At 65.5% G+C, this 1191-nt stretch carries 1 protein-coding gene; it reads right to left on the reverse strand.

Going from position 1 to position 1191, the window contains the following annotated elements:
- Positions 1-22 precede the first annotated feature (22 nt).
- Positions 23-988 (reverse strand): IS110 family transposase, encoded by a 966-nt coding sequence (locus GH681_RS23075; RefSeq protein WP_153163832.1) that lies wholly within the window; start codon positions 986-988, stop codon positions 23-25.
- Positions 989-1191 lie beyond the last annotated feature (203 nt).

The raw sequence follows: 1191 nt of genomic DNA on the forward strand, positions 1-1191 counted from the left end.
GACTGAGTAACCGTCTTCGAAGTCAAGCGCAATGAAGCGACTTGTCCCAAGGTTTTGCAGTGCGCACCATGGCGTTGAGCGTGGTGAGCAACTTGCGCATGCAAGCGACCAGGGCGACCTTGGGCAACTTGCCAGCGGCCTTCAGACGCTCGTAGAAGGCCTTGATGGCCGGGTTGTAGCGGGTGGCCGTGAGCGTTGCCATGTACAGCACGCGGCGGATCTCGAAGCGCCCGCCTTGTACGCGCCGCCTGCCCTTGCTGCCGCCGGAGTCATTGGCCATGGGCGCCACGCCCACCAATGCAGCGATCTCGCGCCGGTTCAGCCGGCCCAGCTCTGGCAGCTCGGCAATCATCGTGGCACTGGCCACCGGGCCGACTCCCGCAGCCGACTGCAGCAGCGTGTCGAGCTCCCCAAAGTGCTCGCGCACATGCGTGACCATCTGCTCTTCGATCTCATCGAGCTGCGCCTTGATCGCCGCCTCGATGGCCTCGATGCTGGCGTGCAGCTTCTTGGGCGTGATCTGCAGCCGTTGGCGCTCCGAATGGAGCATGGTCAGCAACTGGCGCCTGCGCGTGACCAGGGCCGCGAGCCACTGCTGGCGCTCATCGGCCAGGGGGCGCAAGAAGCGCTGCAGATCGTCGCGGCGCAGCAGCACCGCTGCCAGCTCGGCCAGCGTGCGCGCATCCACCGCGTCGGTCTTGGCCAGGCGTCCCATGGATTTGGCGAAGTCGCGCGCCTGGCGCGGGTTGATGACCGCCACGGGCAGGCCTGTGGCCTGCAGGGCACACGCTAACGCGGCCTCGTAGCCGCCGGTGGCCTCCATCACCACCAGACCCACGTCCAGGGGCTGCAGGGCAGCCGCCAGCGCCGAGTGGCCTTCGGCATCGTTGTCAAACCGCTGGGCGCTGCTCTTGGCACCCAGCACACAGACATCCACGTGCGCCTTGGCCACGTCGATGCCCACCGTCACTGAGGTAACAGACATGATCTTCAGATCCCTTGCTTGTGCATGCGCGCTCAATCAAGGCGCGCGTAACCGTTCGGGCTTCACGAAGACCAGCGCGGCGGCCATGCGTTCTGTACTCAGTCACGGGCTCTATCACCCCAGCGCCTACCAAACTGCACGGGCCGGTCTGGCCGCCTCAACGGCGTTCAGACTCTACCGCGCTGGTCTGGTTTAAAGATACAAGC

The sequence above is a fragment of the Zoogloea sp. 1C4 genome, assembly GCF_009469605.1.
Taxonomy (GTDB): Bacteria; Pseudomonadota; Gammaproteobacteria; order Burkholderiales; family Rhodocyclaceae; genus Zoogloea; species Zoogloea oryzae.